The 26779-nt window shown below is 56.1% G+C and carries 30 protein-coding genes and 1 other RNA gene; 19 read left to right on the plus strand and 12 right to left on the minus strand.

Annotated features, from left to right (window positions below; all coding sequences use genetic code 11):
• The first annotated feature begins 148 nt into the window (after positions 1-148).
• Positions 149-940 (plus strand): substrate-binding periplasmic protein, encoded by a 792-nt coding sequence (locus RX972_RS15065; protein WP_049826917.1) that lies wholly within the window; start codon positions 149-151, stop codon positions 938-940.
• Positions 941-976: 36 nt separating this feature from the next.
• Here the strand turns inward: RX972_RS15065 and RX972_RS15070 are convergent, their stop codons facing one another.
• Positions 977-1150 (minus strand): DUF2897 family protein, encoded by a 174-nt coding sequence (locus RX972_RS15070; protein WP_316876574.1) that lies wholly within the window; start codon positions 1148-1150, stop codon positions 977-979.
• Positions 1151-1236: 86 nt separating this feature from the next.
• Positions 1237-2601: an ethanolamine permease gene (gene eat, locus RX972_RS15075; protein WP_316876576.1), complete on the minus strand. Its 1365-nt coding sequence runs from the start codon at positions 2599-2601 to the stop codon at positions 1237-1239.
• A gap of 281 nt (positions 2602-2882) precedes the next feature.
• Between eat and pyrF the strand changes: the two genes are divergently transcribed.
• On the plus strand, positions 2883-3584 hold the full coding sequence (gene pyrF / locus RX972_RS15080) for an orotidine-5'-phosphate decarboxylase (protein WP_164705987.1): 702 nt from the start codon (positions 2883-2885) through the stop codon (positions 3582-3584).
• Between the two features lie 137 nt (positions 3585-3721).
• Here pyrF and RX972_RS15085 read toward each other — a convergent pair whose 3' ends face one another.
• Together RX972_RS15085 and RX972_RS15090 are read right to left on the minus strand one after the other, a co-directional pair.
• Positions 3722-4207, minus strand: a complete 486-nt coding sequence (locus RX972_RS15085; protein WP_316876577.1) for a GNAT family N-acetyltransferase — start codon at positions 4205-4207, stop codon at positions 3722-3724.
• A 52-nt stretch (positions 4208-4259) separates the two neighbouring features.
• Positions 4260-4535, minus strand: coding sequence for a hypothetical protein (locus RX972_RS15090; protein WP_231677666.1), 276 nt, complete (start codon positions 4533-4535; stop codon positions 4260-4262).
• 454 nt (positions 4536-4989) lie between these two features.
• On the opposite strand from RX972_RS15090, the gene ffs reads away from it, so the two are divergent.
• Positions 4990-5086: signal recognition particle sRNA small type (ffs, locus tag RX972_RS15095), an RNA gene on the plus strand.
• Between the two features lie 124 nt (positions 5087-5210).
• Here ffs and RX972_RS15100 read toward each other — a convergent pair.
• Entirely contained in the window at positions 5211-6002 is a 792-nt protein-coding gene (locus tag RX972_RS15100; RefSeq protein ID WP_316876578.1) for an N-acetylmuramoyl-L-alanine amidase, read from the minus strand.
• A gap of 366 nt (positions 6003-6368) precedes the next feature.
• Here RX972_RS15100 and RX972_RS15105 point away from each other — a divergent pair, with 366 nt between their 5' ends.
• Positions 6369-6905, plus strand: a complete 537-nt coding sequence (locus RX972_RS15105; protein WP_316876579.1) for a GNAT family N-acetyltransferase — start codon at positions 6369-6371, stop codon at positions 6903-6905.
• A gap of 312 nt (positions 6906-7217) precedes the next feature.
• Here RX972_RS15105 and RX972_RS15110 read toward each other — a convergent pair whose 3' ends face one another.
• Positions 7218-8129 carry a LysR family transcriptional regulator gene (locus tag RX972_RS15110; protein WP_316876580.1) on the minus strand — a complete coding sequence of 304 codons (912 nt, stop codon included), beginning with the start codon at positions 8127-8129 and terminating at the stop codon, positions 7218-7220.
• A 305-nt stretch (positions 8130-8434) separates the two neighbouring features.
• Here RX972_RS15110 and RX972_RS15115 point away from each other — a divergent pair, with 305 nt between their 5' ends.
• From RX972_RS15115 to RX972_RS15170, 11 genes are all read left to right on the plus strand, one after another.
• On the plus strand, positions 8435-9319 hold the full coding sequence (locus tag RX972_RS15115) for an alpha/beta fold hydrolase (protein WP_231667196.1): 885 nt from the start codon (positions 8435-8437) through the stop codon (positions 9317-9319).
• A 419-nt stretch (positions 9320-9738) separates the two neighbouring features.
• A complete protein-coding gene (locus tag RX972_RS15120; protein ID WP_122707169.1) occupies positions 9739-10212 on the plus strand; it encodes a response regulator in 474 nt (157 codons plus the stop codon).
• A 53-nt stretch (positions 10213-10265) separates the two neighbouring features.
• A complete protein-coding gene (locus RX972_RS15125) occupies positions 10266-11183 on the plus strand; it encodes a LysR family transcriptional regulator (RefSeq protein WP_099269699.1) in 918 nt (305 codons plus the stop codon).
• A gap of 529 nt (positions 11184-11712) precedes the next feature.
• Entirely contained in the window at positions 11713-12687 is a 975-nt protein-coding gene (locus RX972_RS15130) for a hydroxyacid dehydrogenase (protein ID WP_316876582.1), read from the plus strand.
• A gap of 13 nt (positions 12688-12700) precedes the next feature.
• A complete protein-coding gene (locus RX972_RS15135; RefSeq protein WP_027898037.1) occupies positions 12701-13399 on the plus strand; it encodes an RraA family protein in 699 nt (232 codons plus the stop codon).
• A 112-nt stretch (positions 13400-13511) separates the two neighbouring features.
• Positions 13512-14798, plus strand: coding sequence for a CitMHS family transporter (locus tag RX972_RS15140; protein WP_255876809.1), 1287 nt, complete (start codon positions 13512-13514; stop codon positions 14796-14798).
• Between the two features lie 50 nt (positions 14799-14848).
• Positions 14849-15790, plus strand: a complete 942-nt coding sequence (locus RX972_RS15145) for a hydroxymethylglutaryl-CoA lyase (RefSeq protein WP_316876586.1) — start codon at positions 14849-14851, stop codon at positions 15788-15790.
• A gap of 2 nt (positions 15791-15792) precedes the next feature.
• Positions 15793-16989, plus strand: a complete 1197-nt coding sequence (locus RX972_RS15150; RefSeq protein WP_316876588.1) for a CaiB/BaiF CoA-transferase family protein — start codon at positions 15793-15795, stop codon at positions 16987-16989.
• 193 nt (positions 16990-17182) lie between these two features.
• Entirely contained in the window at positions 17183-17827 is a 645-nt protein-coding gene (locus RX972_RS15155; RefSeq protein ID WP_316876590.1) for a hypothetical protein, read from the plus strand.
• 115 nt (positions 17828-17942) lie between these two features.
• Positions 17943-18488: a hypothetical protein gene (locus RX972_RS15160; protein ID WP_316876592.1), complete on the plus strand. Its 546-nt coding sequence runs from the start codon at positions 17943-17945 to the stop codon at positions 18486-18488.
• A gap of 315 nt (positions 18489-18803) precedes the next feature.
• Positions 18804-19274: a GNAT family N-acetyltransferase gene (locus RX972_RS15170; protein ID WP_410478235.1), complete on the plus strand. Its 471-nt coding sequence runs from the start codon at positions 18804-18806 to the stop codon at positions 19272-19274.
• A 28-nt stretch (positions 19275-19302) separates the two neighbouring features.
• Here RX972_RS15170 and RX972_RS15175 read toward each other — a convergent pair whose 3' ends face one another.
• The 4 genes from RX972_RS15175 to RX972_RS15190 are packed head-to-tail and all read right to left on the minus strand — an operon-like array spanning position 19303 to position 21436.
• Positions 19303-20061: a carbon-nitrogen hydrolase family protein gene (locus RX972_RS15175; RefSeq protein ID WP_316876595.1), complete on the minus strand. Its 759-nt coding sequence runs from the start codon at positions 20059-20061 to the stop codon at positions 19303-19305.
• 39 nt (positions 20062-20100) lie between these two features.
• A complete protein-coding gene (locus RX972_RS15180; protein WP_316876597.1) occupies positions 20101-20535 on the minus strand; it encodes a GFA family protein in 435 nt (144 codons plus the stop codon).
• A 30-nt stretch (positions 20536-20565) separates the two neighbouring features.
• Positions 20566-21093: an AAA family ATPase gene (locus tag RX972_RS15185; protein WP_316876599.1), complete on the minus strand. Its 528-nt coding sequence runs from the start codon at positions 21091-21093 to the stop codon at positions 20566-20568.
• A 37-nt stretch (positions 21094-21130) separates the two neighbouring features.
• Entirely contained in the window at positions 21131-21436 is a 306-nt protein-coding gene (locus tag RX972_RS15190; RefSeq protein ID WP_099269707.1) for an NIPSNAP family protein, read from the minus strand.
• Between the two features lie 219 nt (positions 21437-21655).
• Here RX972_RS15190 and RX972_RS15195 point away from each other — a divergent pair, with 219 nt between their 5' ends.
• Complete coding sequence (locus tag RX972_RS15195; RefSeq protein ID WP_316876602.1) at positions 21656-22291, plus strand: LysE family translocator; 636 nt, start codon at positions 21656-21658, stop codon at positions 22289-22291.
• A gap of 291 nt (positions 22292-22582) precedes the next feature.
• On the opposite strand, the gene RX972_RS15200 is transcribed toward RX972_RS15195, so the two are convergent.
• On the minus strand, positions 22583-22846 hold the full coding sequence (locus tag RX972_RS15200; RefSeq protein ID WP_027901925.1) for a DUF2798 domain-containing protein: 264 nt from the start codon (positions 22844-22846) through the stop codon (positions 22583-22585).
• Between the two features lie 127 nt (positions 22847-22973).
• Here RX972_RS15200 and RX972_RS15205 point away from each other — a divergent pair, with 127 nt between their 5' ends.
• The 3 genes from RX972_RS15205 (at position 22974) to RX972_RS15215 (ending at position 25815) form a co-directional block, all read left to right on the plus strand.
• Positions 22974-23900 (plus strand): LysR family transcriptional regulator, encoded by a 927-nt coding sequence (locus RX972_RS15205; RefSeq protein WP_316876604.1) that lies wholly within the window; start codon positions 22974-22976, stop codon positions 23898-23900.
• 250 nt (positions 23901-24150) lie between these two features.
• Positions 24151-25077, plus strand: a complete 927-nt coding sequence (locus RX972_RS15210; RefSeq protein ID WP_316876670.1) for an alpha/beta hydrolase — start codon at positions 24151-24153, stop codon at positions 25075-25077.
• A 234-nt stretch (positions 25078-25311) separates the two neighbouring features.
• Entirely contained in the window at positions 25312-25815 is a 504-nt protein-coding gene (locus RX972_RS15215) for a hypothetical protein (RefSeq protein WP_316876606.1), read from the plus strand.
• A 53-nt stretch (positions 25816-25868) separates the two neighbouring features.
• Here RX972_RS15215 and RX972_RS15220 read toward each other — a convergent pair whose 3' ends face one another.
• The gene (locus RX972_RS15220; protein WP_316876608.1) at positions 25869-26738 is read right to left on the minus strand and encodes an aldo/keto reductase family oxidoreductase; all 870 of its coding nucleotides are present in this window, start codon (positions 26736-26738) and stop codon (positions 25869-25871) included.
• Positions 26739-26779: the final 41 nt, after the last annotated feature.

Consider the following 26779-nt stretch of genomic DNA (forward strand, 5'->3'; position numbering starts at 1 on the left):
CTTTAATGATGGCACTTAGCGATAATTAACAGCGTGTTGGACCATTTGCTCATTGTCTTAACAATAAAAAAGACCTAGGGTTGATCAATTTCAGGGGTGCGCAGTCTTGGAGTTTTTGTCTGTGCGATTAGCGTCGCGAGCCTTGTTAATGGCCGCGGCAACGCTGCTGGCTATGCCGGTGAGTGCTGCGCAAGTCGTAAAAATTGGTGCAGCGCATTTCCCGCCCTACACCATCCGGCCGGAAAAAGGCGCGGACACCGGTTTATTACCTGAGCTCGTGGCCGCCCTGAACGCAGTCCAGCATGACTATGAGTTTGTGCTGGTACCGACTTCAATTCCGCGTCGTTTTCGTGATTTCGAGCAGGGCCGCGTCGATATGGCGATTTTTGAAAATCCTGAATGGGATTGGCAAAACATCCCCCACGAAGCCGTCGACATGAAACTCGAAGACGCTGAAATCTTCGTCAGCCGCAAGGTTACAGGTCGCGATCAAAGCTATTTCGATGATTTGCATGGCAAACGTCTGGCCCTGTTCAGCGGCTATCACTATGCATTTGCGCAGTTCAACGCCGACCCGAAATACCTCAACGAACACTTCAACACCACGCTGACCTATTCCCACGACAGCAACCTGCTGATGGTAATGCGCGATCGCGCTGATATTGCCTTGGTGACGCGTTCGTATCTGAGTGACTTCATGGCGCGCAACCGGGCGGAAGCTTCGCAGTTGCTGGTGTCGGAGCGGGTTGATCAGACGTACAAGCATTTCGCTTTGCTGCGCCCCAAGGCGCCCATCAGCGGCGCGCAATTCGAGCAGCTATTGCAAGCGCTGCGGGACAACGGGCAGATGTTGAAGATTTTCCAACCGTATCGAATTGCCGTCCTCCCGATGATCAGCCACCGGGCGGTGGCAGATGAGCGGGATCATGCAGCGCGCTAAATAAAAAGACGGTGCTTGAAGCACCGTCTTTGGTCGTTAGCGATAGCGATCCTTAGCCTCTTTGGCATCCATCTCGGCGTTGCGCTCGTGGACACGTTTGAGCTGCTCGTCGGTCAGTGGCAGCTTTTGCGCAGACTGGCGCAAGACCATCAAACCGCCCACCACCGAACCAATTGCTACCAGCAGAATTAACCAGGCATACCAGGGCATAGGGCTCTCCTTTTTATGTAACCGTTTGAGCAGCAGCGCTGCTCAATGGTTCAAGTCTAGTCCCGTGCCCGGTTATGTGCCGCTATTTAAAGCCCGGTCAGCATCGCATCGGCTGGCGCGTCGGCACGTGATTGCGCCGTCAGGCTGAAGTAGATGAAGCCCACCACCATGAAGCCGAGGAAGATCAGGCCGATCAGCGCGTTGAACCATGCCATCGCAATCAGGCACACCACCGCCAGTGCCAAAGCGATGCCCGGCACGATCGGGTAGCCCGGCGCGCGGAAGGTGCGCTCCAGCGATGGTTCGGTTTTACGCAGTTTGAACAGGCTGAGCATGCTCATGATGTACATCACGATGGCACCGAATACCGCCATGGTGATCATCGCCGCCGTCAGGCTCATGCCGCCGAGGTTGATCAGGCCGTCGCTGTAGATCGCGGCAATACCGATGATGCCACCGGCGATGATGGCGCGGTGTGGAGTCTGGAAGCGCGACAGTTTGGCCAGCGAGGAGGGCAGGTAACCGGCGCGAGCCAGGGCGAAGAACTGGCGCGAGTAACCCATGATGATGCCGTGAAAGCTCGCCACCAGACCAAACAGGCCGATCCAGACCAGCATGTGCAACCAGCTGGAGTTTTCGCCGACCACGGTTTTCATTGCCTGTGGCAGTGGGTCGTTGATGTTTGACAGGGTGCGCCAGTCGCCCACGCCGCCCGCGAACAGCATCACGCCCATGGCCAGAAACACCAGGGTCAGAATGCCGCTGACATAGGCTTTTGGAATGGTGCGTTTCGGGTCTTTGGCTTCTTCAGCCGCCATGGCCGCGCCTTCGATGGCCAGGAAGAACCAGATCGCGAACGGAATGGCCGCAAACATACCGGCGATGGCCGGAGCCCCAAAGATGTCGGAGCCGGCCCAGCCATTAAGGGCGAAATTGCTGAAGCTGAATGCCGGAGCAACCACGCCCATGAACACCAGCAGCTCAGCCACGGCCAGGATGCAGACCACCAACTCAAAGGTTGCCGCCAGCTTGACGCCGAGAATATTCAGGGTCATGAACACGATATAGGCGCCGACTGCCGCCAGCTTGGGATCAAGCCCCGGAAACTGCACGTTCAGATAAGCACCAATGGCCATCGCAATCGCCGGTGGCGCAAACACGAATTCGATCAAGGTGGCCAGACCTGCAACCAGTCCGCCTTTTTCCCCGAATGCCCGACGGCTGTAGGCAAATGGTCCGCCCGCGTGCGGGATGGCAGTGGTCAGCTCGGTAAAGCTGAAGATGAAGCAGGTGTACATCAGTGCAACCATCAGCGAAGTGACCAGGAAGCCTAAGGTCCCGGCGACGCCCCAGCCATAACTCCAGCCGAAGTACTCGCCGGAGATCACCAGCCCTACAGCGATCCCCCATAAATGGAGTGTGCCCAGCGTGGGCTTGAGTTGAGTGTTCATGCGTAGCTCCCTGAAGTCTGTGGAATCATCGAAACATCCTGTTGCAGTCGCCATGCCACTCGTCGAACCATAGTCGTATTGGTCCCAAACGCGTCGTTTGCAGAACGGTTCTTGTTTGCGCGCGCCAGGAAGGTGCAGCTTTGGTGCGGTTGGTGCAGGGTGATGTCCGCTTTTGGGCGTATTCATTGGGGAGAATCGATTCAGTTCAGCGGTTCGATTACCGTCTGCGGTAAGGTTCGGATACAATGCGCGCCGATTTCGACCTACCAGAGAACCCGCTCATGTCCGTCTGCCAGACTCCTGTCATCGTCGCCCTGGATTTCCCGACCCGTGACGCCGCTTTGAAACTGGCTGACCAGCTGGACCCCAAGCTGTGCCGCGTCAAGGTCGGCAAAGAGCTGTTTACCAGCTGTGCTTCGGACATCGTCGAAACCTTGCGCGACAAGGGTTTTGAAGTATTTCTGGACCTGAAATTCCACGACATCCCCAACACCACCGCCATGGCTGTCAAAGCCGCGGCCGAGATGGGCGTGTGGATGGTCAACGTGCATTGCTCCGGCGGCTTGCGCATGATGGCGGCCTGCCGCGAAGTGCTCGACCAGCGCACCGGCCCGCAGCCGCTGCTGATCGGCGTGACCGTGCTGACCAGTATGGAGCGCGAAGACCTGGCCGGCATCGGTCTGGATGTCGACCCGCAAGTACAGGTGCTGCGCCTGGCTGCACTGGCTGAAAAGGCTGGCATGGACGGTCTGGTGTGTTCCGCGCTGGAAGCTCAGGCGCTGAAATCTGCGCATCCTGCTTTGCAACTGGTCACTCCAGGCATTCGTCCAAGCGGCAGCGCTCTGGACGATCAACGCCGCATCCTGACCCCGCGTCAGGCGCTGGACGCAGGTTCTGACTACCTCGTCATCGGCCGCCCGATCAGCCAGGCCGCAGACCCGGCCAAGGCGCTGGAAGCGGTTGTGGCAGAGTTGGGGCTTTAACAGCTATTCGCTAAAACCGAGGCGACCTTATCGCTGGCAAGCCATGCTCCCACAGGGGGAATGCGACTTTCTGTGGGAGCATGGCTTGCCAGCGATGCAGGCGCCTCGGTCTTATCTGACTCACCTGAGCGCTCAATCTACAAACCCAACACCAACCGCCGCTCATACCCGATCCGGCCCTTGTAGGCCTTGCCGGTATCCACCCAACCCTGGCCGACATACAAATTCAGCGCCGCCAGATTATCCGCATCCACCGACAACATCAGCTGCCCGATATCCGGCCACGTCGCCCGCGCAACGTGCGGCAACCCCTGCAAAAACACCTTGCCCAGGCCTTTGCCCTGAACCCGGTGATCAATCTGCAGCGCATGCAACGTCGCTGAACCTTCCACTGCCCAGTGCGGTAAAAACTCCCCACGTTTGAGCAGTAAAAATCCTACTGGCTTATCATCCACCAACAGCGCCACACCTTGAATATTCGGGCTCGGGCGGACCAGCAACGTGTTCAGCGCACAATAAATATCCCCGGAAAACGGCAGTTGCTCTGGCAGGATCTCCAGAGCATCTAACTGCTGGCGCTGTGTTTCGTTGAGGGTTTCGTAGCTCACAACTTGCGTATTCATCACTGCTAAATCGCACCGTCTGACAAGAAAAGTAGGCGGTGCGCAGTATGGCTCAGTGTCTGACAGAATTGCATGGCGAGGGCGGGCTAAATATCTGCTTCTCAACGACGGTTAACGCGTCACAGCCATCGCTCAGCAACATCAGCGCGGCATTGGCGATGCAACGCACATCGCAGTCATCGGCACCGTCCAGCGTCTCCAGCAGATAGCGCGCCATACGGATACGCCGGTCGGCACTGGCAAACAGAAAATCCAGAGGCGCCTGGCTGTCGATGTGCATCACCGGGCTGTCGGTGTTGTTGCTCTTGAGAGGGATGAAGCGATTCACGCTGCACCTCCGCCGACGGATGGGGCAGGGGGATTGGGAGTGATCTTGAACATGTTTGAAGCTCCTATGCGAATGGGAGCCGCCAAATACTCACTTCCACATGAGTGGGTGGCAGCTGTGCGCGGGTGTGGAAGACCGGTCATAGGAACCCGGCGCACCCGAAAGTGCCCCAGCGCACAGCCGCCATAACACAACAGTCGCAGACATTACTGTCTCCGATTGCTGGTATGAGCTTTGCGTTCCTATAACCAATCCGGGCTTCCACACCCGATCGCTGATGTGCAGCGACGGCGCGACTATAAGCCCCGATCCCGAGCGCTGCAACCCACCCAACCCCCGTCACACAAGTGCTTGAGCCCTATCGAATTTTTATCCGGCCTTACGGGTTGTAACTTCGCTCAAGACCGGTACAATGGCGCGGCTCGCCGACAGGTGAGTGTCGTTATGGTGACCCCATCGGTCCCCCCGCAACGATTACCCGTGAACCTGGTCAGATCCGGAAGGAAGCAGCCACAGCGGGAACATTGTGTGCCGGGGTGTGGCTGATGGGGTTACCACCTATCTTTCAACTCGCTAGCTCTAGCGGGTATCTGCAAAAAATCCGGATTTGATCAGCCTTCAGGGTTTCCTGAATCGTGCTGCGTCGTCTGCGAGTCTGTTTCACCCCCAATTGCTTCAGACATAGATCTGCTTCGTCACCTTCTTCGGAAAATACCTGTCCACCAACGCATATAGCGCTGCCGCTGTTTCAGCATCCACCACGCCGTCATATTTTTGCGGGCGGAAATGCAGCTGGAATGCCCGGATCAGGTTTTTGTATCCACTGTCAGTCATCGCAGCGGTTGGGTCGTACCCGTAACGGCCTAGTTTCGCGATCATTTCGGCCTTGGCGGGCAGGGCGCTGCTGAACTGCGTTTGATAATTTTGTTTGGTTGCTTCGTCATACCACGCGCCGATTCCGGCATCGTGAAGTTCTTTCCAGGGGAAGGCGGCACCGGGATCGCTTTTACGGCCGATGGAGATGTCGCTGTGGCCGACGACGTTAACTGGCGATATGTCCGGGTAACGCTGGAGGATGTTCCTGGCCAACTCTTTGACTGCCTCTATTTGCGTGCAGTTATAGGGCGGGAAGGTGAAAACGCCTTTGTCTTCGGTAGCCACATAAACGATTTCTACTCCAATGGCTGTGTCGTTCAAGTTGTAACGCCTCGCCCATTCGCTGACGCCTGCATGCCATGCGCGTTCTTTTTCATCGACGAGGTTGAAGATGCGCATGTCGGTGAAACCTGCGTCGGTGTAGGTTTTATCGCTCGGGTCGGGGACGAGATAGTGCGAGCTGACCGAGGGACCGGTCAGTGCGGCGACTGATTGTTGGAAGTTACAGGCCGTGTAGTGCATCACCAGAAAGCGGGTGCGGTGGTTGAAGCTTTTGGTGGCTCTGTAACTGTTGTAATCGATAGCGTACATCGGTGAATCCTGCTTAGCGTGAATGAGAAAGCACGCTAGCATCGGGTGTTTTGTGTATGGCTTTAGATATGTATTACATGTTGGTTTTTTGGGTGTTTAAGATATCCGCACGCTCTCTGTAGGAGCTGCCGAAGGCTGCGAATCGGTAAAAACTGACACACTGCTTTCGCAGCCTTCGGCAGCTCCTACAATTGGTTATTCTCGCCGTCAGAGCTTGTGCCACGAAGCCGACCAATTTATTTAAAGATGTAGGGGGCACTTGCGCATTTGAGTTGAAACCGTCATCTGTCCAGGAAAAAATGCAACGCACCCGACGTATCCGTGTCGATCGTAATTCAGCGCTTTGGATCTATGCACAGCATCTAAATGACCAATACACATGCCACTCAAGTCACCACCCGTCCCGCCACCCCGCACGACGCTTTGTCTATCGGTGTGCTCGGCATGCAGGTTTTTCTCGATACGTATGCCACCGAAGGAATCCGGGACGCAATTGCTCAGGAAGCGCTTGATGCCTTCTTGCCGGATACGATTTCAAAGATCATTTCCCAGCCTGATACTTTGATCGTTGTGGCGGAGGTTGATCGTCATCTTGTCGGCTTCGCACAGGTTGCCTTGCGAACTGATCATGAACTGATTGGCGATTCGAGTGCTGCGGAGTTGAAACGTCTGTACGTACAGGAAAGGTTTACCGGACGAGGCGTGGGCTACACATTGCTCCAAAGCGCCGAAGAATATGCGCGGCTTGGAGGTGCGTCACCGCTTTGGGCCACGGTCTGGATTGGCAATGAGCGAGCGCTGGGTTTTTATCCTCGGCAGGGTTATGAATATTTGGGGACGACGTCTTTCACCTTTCAAAATGAAACTCATGAAAACCGCTTGTTCGCTAAAAACATAATTTAATGAGTAGAAGATTCTCTTGTGAGGGGGAGCCCGTTTCGGCGCAGCGCTGTCTCGTAGCAAACGCGTAATTTGCTGGCGCGAGTGGGCGACGATCCGACTTGCCCGCGAAGGTCGATAACGCGGTGTGCCTGATCTACCGGGTTGGCTGAATCGCGGGCAAGCCTCGCAAACAGGAAAAGCTCGTTCCATCTGTGGGACCGAATTCATTCGGGAAGACTGATTGCCATACGCTGAATATGTATTGTCTGTACTGGCCCCTTCGCGAATGAATTCGCTCCCACGGTTATAGCGATCGTTACGCGGCAGCGCTGCTTATCTACTCTTCGCGTAAAACCGCAGATCCTTCCTCAACCCTTCAACGCAAAAATCCACGAACGAACGCACCTTCGAAGAGCCTCTGCGGCCTTCCAGATAAACCACATGAACCGGTTCTGGCTCGATCTCGAACCCTTCCAGCACGCATTTGAGTTTCCCGTCGCGCAGGTACTCGCGTATCTGGTAATACGGCACCTGGGTCAGCCCCCAATTCTGTAGGGATGCACCGATTGCAGCCTGGAACGAGGTCAGGCTGAGCCGCGACGCGACGTCCACATTGTAGTCGCGGCCGTCGACCCGGAAGGCCCATTGCGGTGGGCGTTCTGAGGCGGATGTCGAGATGGTCGAATGCTGGCGTAAATCGTCCGGGTGCTGCGGGGTGCCGTGTTTGGCCAGGTAGGCAGGGGAGGCGCAGACCATACGACGCACGCTGCCGACCGGGATTGCCGTCAGCGTTGAGTCGGGCAGGGCACCGATGCGCACCGCGACATCTATGCCTTCTTCCAGCATGGACACAACCCGATCAACCAGAATCGCGCGTATCTCCACAGCCGGGTATTGGCTGAGAAAGCGGGTCAGTAGCGGTGTGACGTGCAGCGCGCCGAACATCTGAGGCGCTGTCACCGTCAGTAGCCCGCCGGGCCTTGTATGCATACCAGCCGCAGCGTTTTCAGCCTCATCAAGATCGGCGAGCAAGCGGCGGCAATCGATGGCGAAGCGCTCTCCGGCTTCAGTAAGCCGCATGTTTCGAGTGTTACGCACCACCAGCAGAATCCCCAGCCGGGTCTCTAGGCTGGCCACGGCCCGAGTGACTGTCGCGGTGGATAAACCAAAGTGCCGGGCAACGCCGGCGAAGCTGGTTTGCTCGGCCAGTGCGGCGAAAATCGTCATTTCCTGAATTCGATCCATGTTCCACTCGCAGCGTGAGGTGACTGCCTCGAATGCTATCAGTATTGCAGGAATTGAAATGGTGAATTGAGTTGGATGGTAATTCTCTGCAGAGGAAGCAACGAATAGCATGGATCTCTGTTCTTTCACCTCAGGTTTTTATCATGAGCAAGTTCGATCCATCAGCCGAAGCCAGCGATGCAAATGGCGTCAGTCGGCGCAAGGTTTTACAGGCATCTGCTGTCGGCGCTGCCGCTGCGCTGGGCGCTTCATTCGTGAGCGCTGCCCCTTCATCCTCCAGCTCAACTGCAAGCAGGAAAACCGTTATGGCACTCGACGATGCGTCTCGCGTTACGTTTCACACTCAGAAGGTCGGCGAGGTAGAAGTTTTCTATCGCGAAGTCGGCCGAAAGGACGCCCCGGTACTTCTGCTGTTGCACGGCTTCCCGAGCGCCAGCCACATGTTCCGTGATCTGATGCCTCTGCTGGCAAGCCAGTACCGCCTTATCGCACCGGATTTGCCAGGTTTCGGTAACACCAAAGCGCCGCCGCGGGGGCAATTCGATTACAGCTTTGAAAACCTCTACAAAGTGATCGAGGGTTTTACCGAAGCCTTGGGTCTGAAGAAGTACGCGCTGTACATATTCGATTACGGCGCGCCAACCGGCTTGCGTCTTGCCGCGGCAAATCCGGAAAAGGTGACCGCGATCATCAGCCAGAACGGCAATGCCTATCTTGAGGGCTTTAGTGATCAATGGGGGCCGTGGCAAGCTTACTGGCGTGATCCTTCGGCCTCCAATCGCGAGGCCTGTCGCGCTTCGTTGTCGCCGGAGACGACTCGTGAATGGCAATACGGAACAGGATCTGATCCGCAGAAGCTTTCACCGGACGGCTACAACCTCGACATCCTGTATATGGCTCGGCCAGGTGCAGAGGAGATCCAGCTGGACCTGATTCTCGACTACCGCACCAACGTGGCGGCTTATCCGGCGTTTCAGGCGTACTTGCGCAAATACCAGCCGCCGTTGCTGGCCGTTTGGGGCAAGCACGATCCGGCGTTCATCCCGCCGGGCGCAGAGGCTTACCGCAAGGATATTCCGGATGCAGAAGTGCATTTGCTGGACGCGGGTCACTTCGCACTTGAAACCCATGCGCCAGAAGTGGCCGGGTATATCCGCGAATTTCTCACGCGCAAGCTGAAGCAGCAGTAAAACCGGTCAGCCAATATGGCGTCCGCCTGCACATTCATTGTGACCAGACGGACGCCATCCTTAACTGTCTCTGCCATATTCGGTTGAACTCGCGATTACGCCAGGTTTCAACCCTTACCTCTGTATTCCGACAAAACTAAGTTTTTGAATGTTAGTTGCATACGAGGGTATGCATTTGGATGTTTTTGCCGTTTTAGCGTGAATAATAATTTACCCTCCGCCTTATATCCCTCCGCATTAAGTCTCCAGGTCCGCCGTTGCCTGACATACAAACATGCCAGCCTGTCAAAGGCTCCTGCCAACACTCCTGAGTCAGTTCGTCGATACCCGCGATAGTGAATGAAACTGTCCGGTGTCACGGGAGTCACTTAGTTAACGAGGTGTATTTCAATTCACCTGTTAACGTATTCAGGAAAACCATGCGGATTTTGATTGTCGAGGATGACCCCATACTGGCGTTGCTGAACGCTGATGCTCTTGAAGAGGAAGGTCATGAGATTATTGGGCCCGCTTATGACGAAGCCGAAGCATTGCGGCTTGCCAGGGATTTCCAGGTAGACATTGCGTTTGTTGATATCAACCTCTCCGGGAACGAAGAAGGCATCAAGGTCGCGAATGTTTTACGTGATCAGTACGGCATTTTTTCTCTCTTTGTGACGGGACAGATTGTCGCCGCCCGCGAGCGGGGAGCTGAGTCAATCGGCGTTTTAAGTAAGCCCTACAGTCTTGATGATCTGGCAAAGGCTGCATTGATTGCCGGCTTTTGGTTGGCAGGCCAGCCCGCCAACATTCCGAATCCTGGGGCTCTGAAAATTTTTAATGAGCGCTCCGGGCCTCCGAAGGCATTACCTGAACATTCCTCTCGTATCGCAACTGAACACCGGCCATCATGACGTGATGTGCAATTGCAGCAATGCAATAACCAACGTCATGTGGATGTGTAGGAATGGATTTACGCGACCTTTATTACTTCGAAACCATTGCTGATCTGGGCAATCTGGGGCGCGCAGGTGAAAAGCTGCATCGCACCCAGCCTGCGCTTTCAAAAAGCATTCAGCGACTGGAAGAGACCCTAGGTACCGCTTTGTTTTTTCGTGAAGGGCGGCGCATGCGCCTCACTCCTGCCGGTGAACTGCTGCTGATGCGTGCCCGGCTTTTGCGTCAGGGCGTGCAGGAAACCCGTCGGGAAATTCAGGACTTCGCCAAAGGCACGGTGGGAAATGTTCGCCTCGGCTGTGGACCTACAGCCGCCGAATACCTGCTGCCAAGTCTGGTGTCGTTACTGCTGGAGACAGCCCCGGACCTGACGTTGGAGCTGGTCACCGGCCAGAACGATATCCTGCTCAATTCGTTGCGGACCGGGCAACTGGATCTGCTGATCTGCCCGCTGTCAGCGGTCGATGTTTCGCAATTCGAAACGTTTGCCCTGTTGCAGGATGAAGTGGTTGTGGTCGCCAGTGCGGACCATGTGTTGTTCGAGGGGCCAATCAGCATGGCGGGGTTGTGTGACTGGCGGTGGGTGCTGGCAGCACCCACGGTGGCGACCCGGCGCTGGCTGGACAATGCTTTTTTCAACCACCAACTGGACACGCCGCAGATTCAGATACAGACCAACTCCATCAACATGATGCCGCGACTGATTGCTCACACGCCGCTGTTGAGCTTCATTTCCAGGCACAACCTCGGCGTGGGCAAAATTGGCGCTACCTTGCGTGAGGTGCAATTGCCGGAAACCACTATGAAGCGCAGCTTCGGTCTGGTCATGCGCCGCGAAGCCTATGTCTCGCCGCCCACTGCGTACGTCGTCGATCTGCTCAAGCGCGAAGGCTCGGGCCTTTTCACTGATCACTCCGATCTGACTTGACCTCAATTAAAAGCTTTTTCTGCAGGAACGACCGGGGCGGCGCTTCAACTTGCCCGCGATTGCGTCAGCTCAGACGATATATCCATCGGCCGATAGATCGAATCGCGGGCAAGCGCGCTCCTACAGGTCCATGTTTGCTGCGTTAAAGCGTGGTGTCAGGGATGCCGTGGCGGCTTCTATCAAACAAAAATGCAACGACCTGATCTGGAATTCCTTTCTGTAGGAGCTCACGAGCACCGCGAGGCAGCGATGGCAGTCTGTCTGATGCACCGCTATCGCGGCCTCGCGGTGCTCGTGCGCTCCTACAGGGATAGTGTTTGCTGCTCGACAGCGATGTGTCAGGGACAAAGGTGTTACTCAATGCCCCAGCAAGGGCGAAATGCGGGTAATTGCATCAATTAAATTCATAGTTGAATAAAAAAGCGGAAATAGATTTATACGAAGAAAAAGTTAACCATGGATGCCATAGCGGTAGGTATCGCCCGTCGATGTCTGAACCGATGCCAATAATGAAAACAAGGCGTCCTGTATGACTTACACAATTCTTGTCACCGCCGAGCGCCTGGCTCCAGCTGGACTGGACATTCTTACGCAGCGTGGCTGCCGGGTGTTGTTTGTTCGCGCCGGGCATGAGGTCGCTGACATCGAGCGGTTGATGGCCAGCGAACCGATCGATGCGGTGATCTCCCGGACCTTCGAGCTGAGCGAGCAGGCGATTGCCGCGTGTCCGACCCTGAAAGTCATCTCCAAACACGGCGTTGGCGTCAGCAATATCCACGTTGCTGCGGCCAGTGCCCGCGGCATTCCGGTTTACGTCACGCCCGGTGCCAACGCGCAGTCGGTGTGTGAAATGACCCTGGGCTTGATGTTCGCCGCGGCACGCAAAGTCAGCTGGATGGACAGCGAGATCCGCGCCGGTCGCTGGTCCCGTGCGCAGGACGGGCTGGAGTTGAGTGGGCGCACGCTGGGCCTCGTGGGTTTTGGTCAGGTGGCGCGCAAAGTCGCGACGGTCTGTCAGGCCCTCGGTATGCCGGTGCGGGTCTACGATCCGTTTCTCAAAGACGACAGCGATCTGCAGGGCGCTGTGGCCGTGGACTCGCTGGCAGCATTGCTCAGTGAAAGCCATGTCCTGAGCCTGCACGTGCCGCTCACTGCACAGACCGCCAACCTCATTGGCGCCGCCGAGTTGGCAATGCTGCCCGTAGGCGCGGTTCTGATCAACACCGCTCGCGGTGAAGTCGTAGACGAAGCCGCGCTGGTTGATGCGCTGCGCAGCGGTCAATTGTATGCAGCAGGTCTGGACACTATGGCCATCGAACCTCTGCCGTCCAACAGTCCCTTATTGCATCTGGATAACGTTGTGCTGACTCCTCATGTCGGCGGATCGACCCCGGCTGCACTGGCTGCAATGGCCCGAGACGCTGCCACCAACGTTCTGGGCTTTCTCGACGGCAAGCCTGTGCCGCGTACTTCATGCGTCAACGCTGATCTGCTTTCCCTATGACTGGAGATTCACCATGACCGCTTCTGCTCTCAATGACTGGCCAACCGGCTACCGCATCAATCCGCGTAACGGCGACCTCAATGTTGAACTGATCGAAGCCTTCCGGAACATTCCTGTGGCGGTGGCGGGCGATTGCCTGGGGCGCGGCATCGGCGCCAGAGGCCTGCACGTTTATCACGGCGATCTGTCGCTCAAGTTGTGTGGCCCGGCCTTCACTCTGCGGGTTCGCCCCGGCGACAACCTGATGGTGCACAAGGCGCTGATGATGGTGCAGCCCGGTGATGTATTGGTTATCGACGGTGCGGGCGATATCAGCCAGGCGGTGATTGGTGGCCTGGTCCGAACCACGGCATTGCGAGTAAAGCTCGGCGGCATTGTGATCGACGGGGCGGTCCGTGATCTTGAGGAGCTGGCCGAAGGCATCCTGCCAGTGTTTGCAGCAGGGCATACCCATCGTGGCCCGAGCAAGGATGGCCCCGGCGAAATCAACGTGCCGATTGCCTGCGCCGGACTTTGCGTGATGCCCGGCGACTTGATGCTGGGTGATGCAGACGGCGTGCTGGCGGTGCCGCAGGCGGATGTCGCGGCACTGCTGCCGAAGGCCCTCGCGCACCTTGAGCGGGAGGCGGCCATTCGCGAAACCAATCGCCTTGGCACTGCCGATCCGGAACGCTTCGACGCACTGCTGCGCGCCAAAGGCCTGCCGGTCTGAGCACCTTTCACTGACTCTCGTTAAACCCCTGCACGGGCGATCCATGCTTATAGCTGGCGCTTCGCATCTGTAAAAAAGTCACCCATATAAAACTAAAAAAAAGAGGGAACCCATGCTGACGATCCTCAGCTATACGATGATCATTTGCTTCATGTACCTGGTCATGAGCCGCCGTCTTTCGCCGTTGGTGGCATTGATGCTGGTGCCGGTGGTATTCGCCTGTATCGGCGGGTTCGCTGCGGGCCTTGGCCCGATGATGATCGACGGGGTGAAGATGCTTGCCCCCACCGGCATCATGCTGACCTTTGCGATCCTGTACTTTTCGATGATGACCGACGCCGGGCTATTCAACCCGCTGGTCAAACTGATCCTGAAAGTGGTGCAGGGCGACCCGCAGAAAATCGTGATCGGCAGCGCCATTCTGGGGATTTGCGTCGGCCTGGACGGCGACGGTGCGACCACTTACATCATCACCACGGCCGCGCTGTTGCCGCTTTACCGGCGCACCGGGATTCGCCTGCAAGTCATGGCGACGGTGTTGCTGCTCAGCAACGGCGTGATGAACATGCTGCCTTGGGCCGGGCCCTTTTCGCGCGCCGCCAGCGCCATGCACGTGGACGTCGCCGACCTGTTCATGGAAATGCTGCCGATGATGCTGGCGGCCGTGGCATGGGTTGTGTTTGTTGCGTTTCTGCTCGGGCGCATGGAGAAGCGTCGTTTAGGTGTGATCGAGTTACGCGAAGGCGAGGGCATGGATCACTTCAAAGAGTCCGCACCCGGCGACTGGCGCTTCGCATTCAACGCTGTGCTGACGATTGCCCTGATTACCTGCATGGTCATGAGCGTATTGCCGCTGCCGATTCTGTTCATGCTGGCCTTCGGTATAGGCGCGGTGGTCAATTTCCCGAAAATCGAAGACCAGAAAGCCCTGATCTCGCGCCATGCCGGCAATGTGATGCTGGTCTCGCTACTGATTTTCGCCGCCGGGATCTTCGTCGGCATCATGACTGGCACCGGCATGATCAAGGCCATCTCAGAAAGCCTGATCTACGTCATCCCGCAGTGGGCCGGGCAGTACATGTCGTTGATTACTGCGTTCATCAGTATGCCGGGCACCTACGTACTGACTAACGATGCGTTTTACTTCGGCATCCTGCCGATCCTCGCCGAGACCGCCAGCCATTACGGCATCGGGCCTATGGAAATGGCTGTCGCCGGGTTGATCGGGCAACCGGTGCATGTGTTGAGCCCTCTGGTTGCATCGACTTACCTGCTGTGCGGTTTGCTGGATGTCGATTACGCGAACAACCAGCGTATTTCCTTCAAATGGTCGGTGGGCACCGTGGGCGTCATGTTTGTGATGTCGCTGCTGATCGGCGCGCTTTCCATCCTGCACTAAAGCATTGGCCATCGGCCCTGTGCCGATGGCCTGCATCCGAGGTCATGTTCATGTACAACAATCACGACATCGACATTTTGATCAGCGAGGTCGGCCCTCGTGACGGGCTGCAAAGCGTCAAGGCAAGCATGCCGACCGCGCTCAAGATCGAGTGGCTCACGGCACTCGCGGCGTCCGGTTTACGTGAAATCGAAATCGGTTCGTTCGTATCGCCCAAACTGCTGCCACAGATGGCCGACGCCGCACAGTTGGTCGCTCATGCGCGAACCTTGCCGGGATTATTCGTCACCGCTCTGGTGCCCAATCTGAAAGGCGCGCAGGCCGCATTCGACGCTGGGGTGCAAAAGATCACCCTGCCGATTTCGGTCAGTGAACCCCACTCTCTGGCAAACATTCGCAAGACCCATGCGCAGGTTATTGAAGAAGTCCGCACTGTCGTTGCGCTACGCGATCAGCAGTACCCGCACATATTGATCGAGGCGGGTCTTTCGACTGTATTTGGCTGCACCTTGCAAGGCGTAGTCCCCGCCGATGACGTCATTCGTATGGCCGTGACCATGGCCGGACTTGGGGTAGATGAGGTGGGGCTGGCCGACACGGTGGGCTATGCCAACCCGACCCAGGTTCGCCAGTTGTTCACCCGTTTGCGCAACGAGCTGGGGCCGGTCGCGGGCAGTGCCCATTTTCACAACACCCGAGGGCAGGGACTGGCCAATGTTGTGGCCGCGCTTGATGTCGGCGTGACCACGATTGACGCCTCTCAAGGCGGATTGGGCGGTTGCCCTTACGCGCCAGGCGCATCGGGGAACATCGTCACTGAAGACCTGGTTTACCTGCTCGAATCCATGGGCCTGCGCACTGGCGTCGACATCGATCGTCTGGTTGCTGCGCGCGAGTGGCTGCATAAAGGGCTGCCCGGTGAGCCGCTTTACGGGTTCATTCCTGACGCCGGTGTTGGCAAGAATTTTCATTATGCAAGCAAGGGTCAATGAACATGCAACCGACGACTGAAAAGGCGCTGCCGCTCGCAGGTATTCGTGTGATCGAGTTCGTACACATGGTCATGGGGCCAACCTGCGGACTGGTCCTCGCTGACCTCGGCGCAGAGGTGATCAAGGTTGAACCGGCGCCATCGGGGGACAATACGCGGCGCTTGCGTGGCTCTGGCGCCGGTTACTGGATGACCTACAACCGCAACAAAAAAAGCTTTGCCGTCGACATGAAAACCGAAGAGGGGATGTCGGCCGTTCGTAAGCTCATCGCCAGTGCGGACGTCGTCACCGAAAACTTTCGTCCCGGTGCCATGGAGAAACTGGCGCTGGGATACGAGCAGGTCAAAGCAATCAAACCGTCGATCATCTACAGCTCAATGAAAGGTTTTTTGCCCGGACCTTACGACCAACGACCGGCACTCGATGAAGTGGTGCAGATGATGACCGGGCTTGCCTACATGACCGGGCCAGTCGGTCGGCCTTTGCGGGCCGGGGCTTCCGTGAACGATGTCATGGGCGGCATGTTCAGCGCCATTTCAATTCTGGCTGCTCTGCATCAGCGCAACTCCACCGGCCTGGGGCAGTTTGTGCAGACCGGTCTGTTCGAAAACTCGGCCTTCCTCGTTGCGCAGCACATGATGCAGAAAGTCGTCACGGGCAAGGCCGCTGCACCGATGCCCAATAGGGTCTCGGCCTGGGCGATTTACGACGTGTTCACCACCGCCGACGATGAACAGGTTTTTCTCGGCGTCGTCAGCGACGGCCAATGGCAAAGCTTCTGCAAGGCCTTCGGCTTCAAAGAGTGGGCCGTGGATCCGACGCTGGCTCTGAACAACCAGCGGGTACAAGCGCGTGACGACATCCTGCCGCGTGTACGCGAGTGGCTGGGCGGCATGAGCAAGCTCGAAGTCATGGCGCGCTGCGAAGCGGCGGGTTTACCGTTCTCGCCCATTCAGCGCCCGGAGGACCTGTTTGAGGATCATCACCTGAATGCATCGGGCGGCATGGCGGCGTTGAAGACCCCTGATGGTGCTGACGTGAAAGTACCGATGTTACCGTTCGAAATGGATGGCCAACGTTTCGGTACACGCCTCAACGTGCCCGAGCTTGGCAGTCATTCCGCTGAACTGCTTGGGGAGTTAGGGTATTGCGATGAGGACATACAGGCGTTGCAGGCTGCTGGTGTGGTTCAAGGTTAGGGGTGGTGACCGTGCCTTGTGTCCACGACATACCGCTGTCGCGAAGCAAACGGGGCTCTGTAGGATCGCGCTTGCCCGCGATGCGGTGTGTCAGCAAAAGCCTGACCAGATGCAATCGCGGGCAAGCGCGCTCCGCTCCGATGATGGCTACAATCCCAACGACCCTATAACTTTTTAATTGCCGGAATTGAATGTGCGTAACAGTATTCCGTTCGCCCCCGTATTACTTCCTGACATCGCAACTGTTCGACTAAAGGCTAAAGCACTGGCGATGCTTGAAGCTATCGTCTCACCCGATTGGGAGTACAGGTATTACAGCTTCGATGCGCATTGGGGTAGTGGTGAGGAGATGGCGTCCATGCGCAACGGATCGGGCGACGATTGGTTTCTGCTCTTCGGAGCGTTCGGTGCCGCGATAAAAGGGTTTGCTCACGAAGCATCAGATGCTTGCAATAACGACCTTGCAGCCGCCGCGAGGATTCAACTTCCTCAGCCTTTTGAATCATTTCTGAATGAGCCCGCGTTCAGCATGGATAGCGTGAGCTACTGCTACTGGAGGCGCCCGGAGGACTCAAGCTGGCATAAAGTGGCGTGTGCAAATTCGCTGTCGGATGTGGTTGATGACGGCTCGTCAAAATTCGCACTCTTGTGCGAACCCGCAGCTTCTTATGTCGTTTTCGCCAAAGAGTATTATGAAGTTGAGTTACCACTTTTGCCGGTGCAACGCATTTACGAGCACGGCCTGTTGACCGAGGAGTTGGTGAAGGCCCTCAATCCGGATCTGGATTTTGCCGAGGCCCGGGAGTTCGCTGCAGAGATTGGCTATCCCTGTGGTTGAGCCTTGGTCAGGGCTGCGACTGTTTTATCTGGATAAAGCGAGCGCTGGTTTGACCGCGTCAGAATGATAGAACAGACTTCCAATCCATTTGCGGACGTTGGTCAAGGAGTTGTAAATGGCAAATCGAGTTTACTTGATGAATCACAGCCAATCCGAACCCGCCCTGGCTGCAGAACTGGAGGATGCCTGTTTGCTGGCCGCCAGTTATCAGTTACCAATTTTGTGGTTGGCGTTGTTCGATTCGGATGACTTGGTCAACGTTCTTGTACATTGCGAAAACGATGCGGGTGAGCTGGATAGCGAGCTGATTTTGACTTGCTTTGCGTCCACCGAGAAAGCACTGAAGACTTACAGCTCAAGAAGGCAGGACCTTCAGGCGGCATTAGGTGCTGACAGCGCGACCAGTGTGGCTGAGTGGGAGGCGTTCATTGCCAGCGAGTTGCACGGCTCAACGGTTCAGATCGATCTGACTGAACTCTGGATGATGTACGGCGATGCGGATGCGCTGGATGCCCAGGTCAGCGAATGGCTGGCGGGGCTTGATGACACCACGAGTGGTGCATGGATATCTTTCTGTCATCAGGCAAACCTTGATGACGCTGACACACGGCGCTACGGTGTTCGCGGCTATCCGTGGAATGCGAAGCCGGGATGGCAGTGAGGCGGAGTTTGATAATCAACCCACACATCGCCATCGCAGGTTGATTAAGTCATTCAAGGCGCATCGATAATGATGGAAATATTGGCTGGGCTATTTTTTCGTACCATTTGCTATCCCATAGGCTGGCCAGTTATGAAGATTTTTACACTGGGAAAGTACCCGGTAAAAGGGTCCTGGTTTACCCAAACCCCTCAGGACGAATGGACGTCCGCGATTGGGCTCGCGGTATTGGTGATCGCGATGATGGCAGCACTCAAACAGTTCGTGATGACTTAGAAAATCTTATATAACTCCCCTTATGAAAGAGGCGTGCAAATGATGCTCGCTACAACTGACCACCATCCCAACGTAACTCTGGCCCCCGCCCAACAAACTGACCTCGATGATCTCGTCGCCATCCGGATTGAAGCCATGCGCGAAAGTCTTGAACGGGTAGGGCGCTTTGATCCGGTGCGTGCTCGCGAGCGTTTTGCCAGCGCTTTTGATGCACGGGATACGCGCTATATCGAATTGGCTGGAGAGCGCGTGGGTTTTGTCGTGGTCAAGCGGCACGATGATGAACTGGTGCTTGATCACCTGTACCTGAAGCTGGCCGCGCAAGGTTTGGGCTTAGGCTCTGCGGTTCTGTCGCTGATATTCGAAGAGGCGGATGCTTTGGGGCTGCCGATTAAAGTCGGGGCGCTTAAAGAGAGCGCCTCGAACCGGTTTTACACGCGCCACGGGTTTCAGTTTTTGGAAAGCGGCGAGTTTGATCATTACTATATTCGTCGGGGTGTTACAGGCTGAAAATGTGCCGTCAAAGGTGCGCAGAGACTCAATCAGAACACTCGACCGCAGTTTCGAAGCCCTGCCAGCCCTGCAATTGCCTGGAAGCGACCAGCAGGCGATTTCCCACGCCAGACGTCGAAGCAACGCAGACACCTTTTTCATCCCAGAACGCGCTTCGCCCAGCCGCTGCCCAGCCACCTGTCGGCCCGCCATGATTGGCCATGAGTACGGCCATTTCGTGGAGCCGGGAGTAACTTTGCAGCAGCGAACTGTCTCGTGGATAACCTGCTTCACCGATCAGCACGCTTGAGGCATAAACCTGAGCGCCTTGTCTGGCTGCTGCCGACGGATGTTCTGGATGGCTGAAATCAGCGCACACCGACAGCGCGATGGGCGAGCCCGCGATGTTTATCAAATCGCCGCCGTTACCGGCACTGAAATACTGTTCTTCGCCAAGGTGTAAATGCTGTTTGGTATAGACCGTGACCGAACCGTCGCCATGGAGTATGAAGGCTGCGATCAATGGCTTTTCATGGCCTGGCATGCGCAGCGGTAAACCGACGACAGTGGTCATGGAGTTTTCCCGCGCGAGTTGTCGCAAGGGGAGCAGAACCGGACTGTTCACATCTTGCGTCAGCGCTTCGGCCAGAGTGGGTTCATAACCCGTGAGCGACAGCTCGGGAAAAACCAGAAGATTTACTCCGTGCTCACTGGCGCACTGCATAAACTCGATGTGCAGATTCACGTTTGCATTGATATCGCCTGCTTGAATGGCGCATTGGGCGGCAGCTAAAACAGGTGGCATGAAAGCTCTCCATTAAAAGTTCTCCAGTAAAGGACATTATTAATATCCAACACGCAGAGCAGAAAGCAGCGACTCCAAGGATTCCGGCGATTTATTAAACGTGCTTTCAGACTTCAACGTATCCCATTGCATGGCGTCGCTCAGGCAGTAGTCGCCGATACACTTCATGGCGTGGACTTGCGAATCCAGAAGACCCAAGGGTATCCACATGTATGGTTTGCCACGCAAGGCATTGGGAACGGTCGAGCCACAGTGTTTGCAGAAATCATTCCGGTAGCCGCTGGGTTTGAGCCATGTGTTGATTTCAGACTGTCCCGCCTCCCACTGGAAGCCGGATTCAGGAACGATCGTCGCGCAGTTATAACCGGTGCCTGTTTGTTTGCGGCAAAGGGAGCAGTGGCATCGGTAGAAATACAGCGGCTCTGTCTTGAGGGAAAAAACCACGGTTTCGCACAGACATTGTCCTGTCAGCATTTATAAATTCCTTATTGAAGTGCCTGTTGATTAGCTGTTGTCCGGTTCATTGCTAAGGCCTGATAAAAATCTTCCGGTGATGATTGCGATTGCCTCCACTGGGGACATCAACGCAGTGTCTACAGTAAACGGCGCTTTATTCCACGCTTCGTATTCATGACTGAGCACAGACGTCCAGGTGGGCGGGGTCAGCCCCGGTACATCACTGTTTCTGCTCTCAACCCGACGCTGGTGCTCTCGTTTGTCCGAGCAAACCACCTGAATGTCGACTAACTGGACGCCAGCCCGTGCGGCAATTTCGTTCCAGGCTTTACGGCTTTCCATGACCGGGTTAACGCAATCAACAATAACCGAACTGCCCAGTTGCAGGTTGCTCAGCGCGAGTTCGTTCGCAGCCATATACCCGCACCGACCGACATCCTGAGCAAGTTCGCCGGAGTTTCGGATCGCTTGTTCAATCGTATCTATTCGCAGGTAAACCGCACGCATGTGGCGGGTGAGTTCGCGGGCGATGGTTGTTTTACCGGTACCGGGAAGACCGCTGAAGACAATGAGCATTCGGTGTCCTTAGGCTGTATTGCCCGTCTTGTTGGGGTCAATCAAGCACGGGACGCATGAAACTACGTTCGTAGCTGACAATGAATTTTTTCTCTGTCGCCAGTGCCACCGCTTCAATGCATTCAGCATCGGTTTCGGCTTCTTTGCGATAGCGCTCGTAGTCCGAGAGACTTGGGAAACTGAACAGGCAACAGGCGATATTGTTGGCACCTTCTGCCGGCAGGAAGTAGCCATGGTGCAAGCCGCCCAAGCGCGTTACCAACCGTATCCATAAGCGGGAATAGATTTCAAAGGCAGGGATTTGGTACGGATCAATCTGGTACTTCACGTGGCAGGTAATCACACGAGCTTTCCTTGTTCGCAATGGTTCGTTAACAGGGCGCAAAGGTTATCAATAATTCAGCCCTGATCTGAATACTTCTGCTTGAAATAACGTCGTCGCTGCCGACTTCCCGGATACATGTGACGGGTCTGTGTATGCCGTTTTGTTCTTGAATCTGTGTCTAACATCTTTGCTTTTCGCGGCTTAATCTTGCTCCGAACATTCTCAAGGAGCGACACCATGCCCGAACTGTCCACCGTGGTTGCCTATGGCTTGATCTCACTTGGCATGGTGTTGACCCCCGGCCCGAATATGATTTACCTGATTTCGCGTTCGATCTGCCAGGGCCGGGTGGCCGGGTTGATTTCTCTGGGCGGCGTAGCATTGGGCTTTGTCGTTTATATGGTTCTCGCTGCGTTGGGTATCACCGCGTTGGTGATGGCGGTTCCTTATGCTTACGACGCCCTGCGAATCGGCGGGGCGTTGTATCTGCTGTATCTGGCGTGGCAGGCAGTCCGGCCCGGTGGGCGCTCTCCTTTCCAGGTGAAGGACCTGCCCAAGGACGGCCCACGCAAGCTGTTCATGATGGGTTTCATCACTAACCTTCTGAATCCTAAAGTGGCGGTGATGTATTTGTCGTTGTTGCCGCAGTTCATTGATCCTGCCCACCACGGCAGCGTACTGATGCAATCGCTGGTGCTGGGCTTTACGCAGATTTTTATCAGTGTGACCGTCAACGCGGCGATTGCCATTATGGCTGGCTCAATCGCTGCGTTTTTTGTGGGCAGGCCTTTCTGGCAGGTCGTACAGCGCTGGCTGATGGGCACAGTACTCGCGGGGCTGGCGATGCGAATGTTGATTGAAGGGCGTCGGTAAATGGTCGGGTTTGTAGCATTTCGTGGCGCTTGAGCCCATCGGATTCCCTTTGTACCTTGCGGTTATGAAGCGAAACAGGCTCCGTGAGAGATTCTATGTTGGCTTGCAAATAACATTTCCGTGGGAGCGAATTCATTCGCGAAGGAGCCAGTAAATTCGCCGCTTTCGTATCGTCTGATATGCCGCTTTCCCGAATGAATTCGGTCCCACAAGGACATCGCAAGCCGGATCGCCGCCTGCGCGATCCTACATGGAATCTCTCACAGGTATCGATGTAATCCTGCAACCTCATCAATGCCCATGAACAGTCCACGCCACCAGCCGGGCAACCATTGGCCTGACCACGAGCACGCAAATGAATGCGGATGGCATCGCCACCCGATACGCATTCATCACATTCTTCATGTAGTGTTCATCGAAGCCGAACTCCGCCAGGGTGATCACCAGGCACATCAGAAACGCCATGATGGTCGCCATGTAGAGCGCAAAGATGTAAGGCGTCGCTCGTTTGGGAAAGCGCAGACGTAAGGTATTTTGATTGGTTTCAGCAGGCATCGGCTAACCTCGTCAATGTTGTTTGTCAAAAGAGCCGCCAAGCTAGCAAGCCGTCGAGGATGCCGGTAGCGGCGTAATGCTTGAATCACTGTTAAGTAAAATCAACGAATAAGGCATCGGGAACGCGATGGATATTCTGGGGCTGATCAACACCTTTATCCGCGTGGTAGAAGCGGGCAGCATTGCTGCGGCGGCTCGTGCTCAGGGCATGAGTGCGGCGGCGGTAAGTCAGAGCATCAGTCGGCTGGAAAAACACCTCGGCACACGGCTGCTTTCGCGTACTACGCGCAGGATGGCGCTGACTGAAAGCGGTACGCGCTATTACGAAAAGGTGAGACACATCCCGCGCGATATCGAACTTGCCTCGCAAGCCGCAGCTGTCGCCACTGATCCTCAAGGCCCGCTGCGCATCGCGACTACTGCGGCGTTCGGGCGTCATGTGTTGGCACCGCTCATGCCCGCTTTCAAGGCGGCTTACCCGCGCATTGACATCGAGTTGATCAGTGCAGACCGGCGCGTCGATCATCGTCTGGAGGGCGTGGACGTCAGCGTTCGTATCGAGGCCCAACTGAGCGATCAGTTGGTAGCGCGGCGTATTGCATCGCTTCCATTCGTGTTCTGCGCTTCGCCTGCCTACCTTGATCGGGCTGGCGTACCTGTCTCGCCCTACGAGCTGAAGACGCACGCCTGCCTGGTGTTTCGTTACCCCACCGACGGGCGTTTTTTGCCGTGGAATTTCATACTCGACGGCAAGCGTTTCGAGGCGAAGGTCAATCCCGGGTTTATCTGCGATGACATCGACATGCTCACGCAGATCGCCCTGAACGGGGGTGGCATTGCCCGGCTGGCCAGCTTTATCGCGCAACCGCTTATCGACAGCGGTCGTTTGCTGCCATTGTTTGACTCAGACAACCGCGATGCTGTGTCTGCCGAGTCTGAGCCGATGGATATTTATGCGTGTGTCACAGAACGGTCGGCATTGAATGCGAAGGTACGTGCGTTTATCGCGTTTCTGGAAGGTGCGTTGCAGGACGGTTCGACTGGGCAGAAATGAATGTCGGGCGATCAGAACTCGCACCCCACCTGACGTTCTACTGAAAGCTACTGTGCAGCAAACACGGGGCCTGTAGGAGCCAACTTGTTGGCGAGACGTCGGCCCTGCAAAGTCATTTATTCCGCCTCGCCAACAAGTTGGCTCCTACAGAAGTATGCGTTTCAACCCTAAGGCTATGCGTTGTTTGCCAGGAGACCACACATTGAGTCACGACGAGCTTCAGTCCTTTAGCGAACATGAAGTCGCAGAAATGCAGCGCTTCAACAAAAAGCTCGGCTGGCTACCGCGTTTTCGAATCCGCAATCGCTTCACGCCTCAGGTGATTCAGACTCTGCTAAAAGCGGGTCAAATCGCTGGCGCGGGCAAGCTGGCCAAGCAGGGACAGCAGGCTGAAAAGCGTTCAGTCGGTGTCGATGGCATTTCGGTCCCTGTGCGGATATTGAGGCCCAAAGGCAAAGCAAAAGGCGTGGTGCTTGATATCCACGGCGGTGGCTGGGTCATAGGCAATGCGCAAATGAACGACGACCTTAACCTTGCTTTAGTGAAAGCATGCGAAGTCGCCGTGGTCTCGGTGGACTATCGCCTCGCGGTATCGACGCCCGTTGAAGGTTTGATGGATGACTGTCTTTCTGCGGCGCGCTGGTTACTGAGTGGTGCCAGCGAGGAGTTTGCCGGTTTACCCGTGATCGTTATCGGCGAATCGGCAGGCGGGCATCTGGCTGCGGCGACACTTTTACGGCTCAAAGCCTGGCCAGATTTGCTTGGGCGAGTGATCGGGACGGTCCTGTATTACGGCGTTTACGATCTGACCGGAACGCCAAGCGTCCGCGCTGCCGGTCCTGAAACCCTGGTGCTGCATGGCCCGGGCATGGTCGATGCGTTGCGTCTGCTGACGCCGGATGCAACTGATGAAGAGCGTCGTCAACCACCGTTATCGCCCTTGTACGGCGACCTCACGGGCATGCCGCCTGCGCTGATGTTTGCCGGTGAGCTGGACCCGCTGCTGGACGACACTGTGCAGATGGCTGAACGATGGGCGAAGTCGTCGGAAGTGGAAGTACACGTGATGCCGGTTTGTGCGCACGGCTTCATTCACTTCCCTACGGCGATAACGGGACGGGTGCTTGCGCGCAGCCATCGGTGGATTTCGGACCGGATCAGCGCAGTCACGCGTTGAACTGACAGGCATGTTTCATGCGCTCCGGTTATTCATTGCCGGAGGCGGCAGTTTATTGCCTGGCGTTCCCGATGAAAAAACACGCTGACTGTCTACGGGCCAGACAACGCGGCGTTATTGGATAGCGATAAGAAGTGGCATACGGGTTGCTATATCGATAAGGCTTGAACTGTAGCGGTGCGAATAGCGAGCACTGCACCACCACTCATTTATGGACAGCCGACTGGAGACAGCATGAAGATTGATAATGGACTGAACACGTTATTGACGAACGGCGTACAGACGCAAAAAGTTGACAATAATGTGCAAGGCAGCAAGTCTTCTGCCTTCGCCGACGTACTGGCATCAGCCTCTGTAACGAAAACCGCGACCAGTGCCAACGTAGCCACTGCTGCGCCGCAAGCGAGTGATTACAGAAGCGTGCTGGTCAGTTCTGCAAAGCAAGATGATGCCCATGCCGAGAAATTGCTGGGGGACGTTACCAGCGGCAGCTACTACCAGTTGATCAACGTTTCGGAATGGCCAACCATCCGTTATTCAGTGTCGGGTGAATTACAAACTCCCGAGTCCAAAGCGTACTTTGAATCCACCAGCGCCTCGGCACTTATTGATCGTACCGAGCTCTTGAACGCTGAAAGGGCGAAAGGGACTTCCGCTGCTGAAATCCTCGATAAAGTGCTGGCCTTCAACACCTCACTGCCTTCGCGTTTCAAAGACATGGCCGGCATCACCAGCTGATGCATTCATCCAGGGCTGCCGATCCGCCGGGAAAGGCAGCTTCCTGTCATGGCTCAATCTGCGATTGAGTTCAGCTCTGTCATGATTTCATCCGACAGCACCAGCTCGCTCACGGCAAGGTTTTCGCGCAAGTGAGTCACCGAGGATGTACCGGGGATCAGCAGGATGTTGGGAGAACGATGCAGCAGCCATGCCAGTGCCAACTGTTTTGGCGTGACGCTGAGTCGCTGCGCGACGGTCGATAACGCGGACGACTGCAGCGGCGTGAACCCGCCCAACGGAAAGAACGGCACATAGGCAATACCGTCACGCGCCAGTTGGTCGATCACCGCGTTATCGTCCTGATGAGCGATGTTGTAGAGATTTTGTACGCAGACGACATTGACGAGTTTGCGCGCCTCAGCGATTTGCGTGGGCGTGACATTGCTGATGCCGATATGGCGAACGAGTCCTTGCTGCTGCAATTCTGCAACGGCGCTCAATTGTTCTTCTATCGAACCTTCGGCCGTTCCCATTGCGCTGAACATGGAGCGCACGTTCACCACATCCAGCACGTCCAGGCCCAGATTACGCAGGTTATCGTGCACAGCCTGGGTCAGGTCTTTTTTCGACGTGGCTGGAATCCAGGAGCCGTCTTCGCCGCGAATGGCGCCCACCTTGGTAACTATCGTCAGGTCATCTCGATAGGGATGCAGTGCTTCGCGAATAATCTGGTTGGTCACATGCGGCCCGTAAAAGTCGCTGGTGTCGATGTGGTTCACGCCCGACTCGACGGCTGCACGCAGCACGTCCACCGCGGCTTGACGATCTTTCGGCGGGCCAAATACACCGGGACCTGCGAGCTGCATTGCGCCGTAACCGATTCGGTTCACCTGGCGGTCGCCAAGATTGAACGTGCCGCTTTTGTTTAAAGCATTCGTCATGTCTATCGCTCTTGCTTCGCTTGAGGGAAAACTATGATATG

The organism is Pseudomonas syringae group sp. J309-1 (assembly GCF_032582135.1).
Lineage (GTDB): Bacteria > Pseudomonadota > Gammaproteobacteria > Pseudomonadales > Pseudomonadaceae > Aquipseudomonas > Aquipseudomonas quasicaspiana.